This is a genomic window from Phenylobacterium sp. (assembly GCF_031181185.1).
Lineage (GTDB): Bacteria > Pseudomonadota > Alphaproteobacteria > Caulobacterales > Caulobacteraceae > Phenylobacterium.
The window spans coordinates 1-4970 of record NZ_JAPSKZ010000227.1 but is presented as its reverse complement, the minus strand read 5'-3'; the positions used below and the strand labels follow the sequence as shown (position 1 = coordinate 4970).

At 71.1% G+C, this 4970-nt stretch carries 3 protein-coding genes; 1 reads left to right on the top strand and 2 read right to left on the bottom strand.

All coding sequences use genetic code 11. The features are described 5' to 3' along the window. A partial coding sequence (locus RIF93_RS18605) for a TonB-dependent receptor domain-containing protein (protein ID WP_309092944.1) occupies positions 1 to 1954 on the top strand: 1954 nt, incomplete at its 5' end. A gap of 104 nt (positions 1955 to 2058) precedes the next feature. Here RIF93_RS18605 and RIF93_RS18600 read toward each other — a convergent pair. Next, complete coding sequence (locus RIF93_RS18600; protein ID WP_309092943.1) at positions 2059 to 3549, bottom strand: putative 2OG-Fe(II) oxygenase; 1491 nt, start codon at positions 3547 to 3549, stop codon at positions 2059 to 2061. Positions 3550 to 3559: 10 nt separating this feature from the next. Next, positions 3560 to 4970: signal peptide peptidase SppA (gene sppA, locus RIF93_RS18595; protein WP_309092942.1), on the bottom strand; the 1411-nt coding region annotated here is incomplete at its 5' end.

Below are 4970 nucleotides of genomic sequence, written 5' to 3'. Positions count from 1 at the left end.
CTCGAGCTTCAACTTCATGAGCAGCAAGTCCAACGTGAACATCGCGCCCAGCGCGCTGTTCCAAGGCAGCGGCGTCACCGACACCGGCGGCTTCCTGGTCAACTGTAACAACCCCTTCCTGAGCGGCCAGCAAGCGACGGCCCTGGGCTGTACGCCGGCCGCCATCGCCGCCGGTGAGACCGTCGACCTCTACTTCGGTCGCCGGAACGTGGAAGGCGGGCCCCGGAACTCGTTCTACGACCACACCAACTACCGCTTCGTCGGCGGCGGCCGTGGCCAGATCAACGACGCCTGGAGCTACGACATCTATGGTTCGTACTACAGCACCACGCTGGCGAGCCGGTCGGAAGGCTACCTGAGCCTGCAACGCATCCAAGACGCGCTGCTGGTCGGCGGCACGGCCGCGAACCCGGTCTGCCTTTCGGGCAACGCCGGCTGCGTGCCCTACAACCTGTTCCGCGACGGCGGCGTGACCCCGGAAGCGGCCCGCTCGCTCGAGATCCTCGGCACCCAGAGCGGCACGATCACTCAGCGCATCGTCGAAGCGACCCTGACCGGTCAGCTCGGCGAGTACGGCATCAAGTCGCCGTGGGCTGAAGAAGGCGTGGGCATCGCCATCGGCGCCACCCAGCGCCGCGACCACTTCGAATACGCGCCCGACGCGGCTTCGGCGCGCGGCGACCGGTCCGGTTTCCGCGGCGCGCAGGCCACGGTCGATCCGCACCGAGGCCTGCGCGCCGCGGAAGTCTACGCCGAAGCCCGGGTCCCGCTGGTCTCGAACATGCCGTTCGCCCGCGACGTGGTCCTGGAAGGCGGCTACCGCTACTCGGACTACTCGACCGGCATCCAGGCGAAGACCTACAAGATCGGCTTCCAGTGGGAGCCCGTGGAAGACATCCGCTTCCGCGGCTCGTACAACAAGGCGATCCGGGCTCCGAACATCCTCGAGCTGTACACGCCCGCCAGCGTGACCAACACGAGCGACGTGCCGGAAGACCCCTGCGCCCGCGACGCGGAAAACCCGGCGACCCTGGCCCAGTGCCAGAATACCGGCATCACGCCCGCCCAGTACGGCAACATCCCGCAGTGCCCGGCCAACCAGTGCGCCGTGGCCACCGGGGGCAACACCGAACTGACGCCGGAAATCGCCAAGACGTTCACCGTCGGCTTCAGCACGCGGCCGCGCTTCCTGCCCGGCTTCGTCGGCAGCATCGACTACTACCGGATCAAGATTGCCGACCAGATCGGCAACATCCCGCTCGAAATCATCCTCGAGCGCTGCCTGGAAACCGGCGACGAATTCTTCTGCTCGCAGGTGGTTCGTAACCCGGCCAACGGCACGATCTTCGGTACGACGCTCGGCGCCGGCGGCTACATCAACGGCACGACCGTCAACGTCGCCAAGACGATCAACGAAGGCCTCGACTTCCAAGCCTCGTACCAGCTGCCGCTGGAAGACTGGGGCGTGGACGGCATCGGCCGCGTGTCGTTCAACTTCAACGGCGCCCTGCTGCTGAAGCAAGACAACGTGCCGATCCCGGGCGACCCGGCCTACGACTGCGCGGGCTACTACGGCCCGACCTGCGCCACCGTGAATCCGGAGTGGCGTCACCAGCTGCGGGTCAACTGGACCCTGCCGATGGTCGACGCCACCCTGTCGGTGGCCTGGCGCCACTGGGGCAGCACGAAGTACGAGCGCCTGTCGGACGACCCTGCTCTGTCCGGCGCGCCGAACCTCTTCGTGAACAAGATCAAGGCGTACAACTACTTCGACGTCTCGGGCCTGTGGAACGTGGCGGACAACGTCTCGCTCCGCGCCGGCGTCAACAACGTGTTCGACAAGGATCCGCCGCTCATCCCGAGCGCGATCGTCGGCGGTGGTCTGCCGAACACCTATCCGATGTACGACCTGCTGGGCCGTCGCCTGTTCGTGGGCATCACCGCGAACTTCTAAGCGACACGCTCGGAAGAGACTGGAAGGGCGGCGGAGCAATCCGCCGCCCTTTTCTTTGTGAGGTCTGAGACGTCGTGGGGCCGGCGCCCAAGCGCGCGGAAGCCTCAGCCGGCGACGGGCAGGGCGTCGAAGGCGACCGTCATCCGCTCTTCGGCGGACGCGTAGGGCACGGTGCCGTGCCACATGTAGGACGGGAACAGCACGAGCCGGCCGGGCCTCGGCTGAACGAAGTGCTCGGGTCCGAGCCGGGGGCTCGTGCGGGCGCCCGGCTCGCCGAACTTGATCCAGCCGGGCCGGTTCACGGCGTCGGCGCTCTCGTCGGGGACGGAGACGTAGAAGGCCGACGAGATCCAGCCGCGCGGGTGGATGTGGTCGGCGTGGTGGCCGCTGGCGCCCAGGCGGATCGACCAGGCCCCGGAGAACTCGGCCGCCCCGGTGTTGCGCCCCCAGAAGGGCCCGCCGCGCCCGGCGCCTTCGGAAACCCGCCGGCCCACCGCCTCGCGCAGCCGCTGCAGCAGGCGCTCGATGGCCGGCTCGTGGCCGCCGTCCAGGCGAAGAGTCGCCTGGCTGCCCTCGCGGACCGATTGCGAGAACGGGTGGGCCGTGAACCGGTGCAGCCGCCTCAGCGCGTCGCGCAGCTCGGCCAGCTCGCGAGAGCCCTCGGCCGTGTCGGGGTCGATGAGGTCGTAGGCGGCGACGAGGCCGTCGTAGTCGTACAGTTCGCGGTAGCGCACGTCGCCGGTCAGCCGCCAGGCGGTCGCGAGCAGGGCGAGGGCGTACTGGTCGTGCGGCGCCTTGGCGACCGCCAGGGCGGCCTCGCGCTCGGCCGCCGCGCCGTCGCCGGCGGCGAGCTGCGCCTGGGCGCGCGCGGCGTGGGAGGACGCGTCCTGCCCGGTCACATGGGCGGCCCAGCGAAGGGCTGCTGCGGCGTCGCCGGTGACGCAGCAGAGGTCGATAGCCAGGCCCAGCAGGCGCGGATCGTAGGGAGGCTGGCCCAAGCCCGCTTCGACCGTGGCGCGCGCGGCCTGGGGATCGCCGGTGAACTGCTGCGCGACGGCGAGCGCGCGGCGCAGGCCCGGGTGGCCCGGACGGGCCGCGAGCGCGGCGTGCAGCGGCGAGAGGGCCGCGGCGCGGTCGCGGGTCCGCATCCAGATGAGCTGGGCCAGCTCGGTGTTCGGCTCCTCGTAGTCGGGCCGGAGTGCGAGCGCCTCGCGGAAGGCGGCCTCGGCCTCGTCGAAGCGGTGCAGGGCCTGCAACGCGCGCGCCAGCACCAGCCGGGTCTCGGCGGCCGCGAGGCCCAGCGCGATGGCGCGGCGGGCGGCGGCCTCGGCCTCTTCGGCGAGACCGAGGTCTCCGAGCGTGGCGGCCAGGTTGTGCCAGGTGACCCCGCTGGCGGGATAGCGCCGTGCGGCCTCGCGGTTGACGGCGAGCGCCGCCTGGGTCTGGTCGGCGGCCTTCAGCACCGCGGCGCGGGCGGCGTAGGCGCCGGCGGTCGGCAGGGGAACGGCGGTCAGGGCCGCGGTCAGCCGCAGCGCGCCCTGCAGGTCGCCGCGGGCCAGCAGATCGTAGGCCTGGCGATGGTCGCCCGCAGTCACGGCCGAGGCCTCAGCGGATCGGCGAGGGGGCCAGGACCGTGGCGCCTTCGGCCCGCAGTCGGGCCTCGGCGGCGCGTTCGATGACCGCCTCGGCGCGCGGGTCGCCCAGCACCCAGGCCGCCGCCGCCAGCGTGCGGGCCGAGGTGGCCGAGACGCCCAGCGCCCGCTCCAGCGCCTCGATCGGGCTTTCGGTCGGCGTCATGCGCCGCAGGGTCACGTCGCCCGTCAGGCCGGCCAGCGCCTTGGCCTTGGCGACCGCCTGGTAGAAGCCGCCCAGCTCGTCGACGAGCCCCAGCTGCTTGGCCTGAGCCCCGGTCCAGACGCGGCCCTTGGCGATCTCGCGCACGCGCTCCAGCGGCAGGTTCCGGCCGCGGGCGACGCGCTGGAGGAAGGCCTCGTAGATGCCGTCCATCCAGCCGGCGAAGGCCGCCCGCTGGGTGGGGGTGAAGCGCTGGCCCAGGCTGAAAGCGCCCGCGTACTCGCCGCCGAGGCCCGTCTCGCGCACATCGACGCCGAACCTGGCGAGCGCTTCGCCTAGCGCGAACTTGCCGCCGAACACGCCGATGGAGCCGGTGAGGGTGGTGGGCTGGGCGACGATCGCCGAGGCCTCCGAGGCGATCCAGTAGCCGCCCGAGGCGGCATAGGTGCTCATCGAAACGACGACCGGCTTGCCCTTGGCCTTGGCGGCGCGAATGGCGTCCAGGATCTGCTCCGAGGCCGTATCCGAGCCGCCAGGCGAGTTCACGCGCAGGACGATGGCCTTGACGTTCTTGGCCCGCGTCGCGCGCTGGATCGCGTCGGCGAGGTCGTCGGAATAGATCGCGCCGTTGCTGGAAAAGGGACTGGCGCCCTCGTCTCGGCCGGTGACGATCGCGCCCTCGGCCTCGATCACCGCGATGGTGTCGCCGCCGGTCGCGCGCCGCGAGCGGCCATCCTCGCCGTAGTCGCGGAAGTCCACGGCCTGGGCGCCCTCGCCGGCGCGGTCCAACAGCGCCTGGCGCGCTTCCCGGACCTGACCCAGGCGGTCGACCAGCTTCAGCCGCAGCGCGTCTTCGGCGCGGTAAGGACCGGCTTCCAGCGTGCGTTGCAGGGCGGCGGCGTCCAGCTTGCGGTCGCCGGCCGCAGTGGCCAGGGCCGACTGGTAGACCGAGCTCATCCAGGACAGCGTCGCCTCACGGTGGGCGGGCGTGTAGTCGCTCTGGGTGAAGGTGTTGACGGCGTTCTTGTACTCCTGCCGCTGCTCGAACTGCGGGGTGACGCCGTACTTGTCGAAGAACCGCTTGAAGAAGATGTCCTCGGTGGCGAGGCCGGTGACCTGCAGGGACGCGTTCGGCTGCAGCCAGAAGTCGCCTGAGGCGGCGCCCAGCATATAGGTCGAGGTGACCACGCCGCCGGGATAGATGCCCTGGCTGTGGGCGATC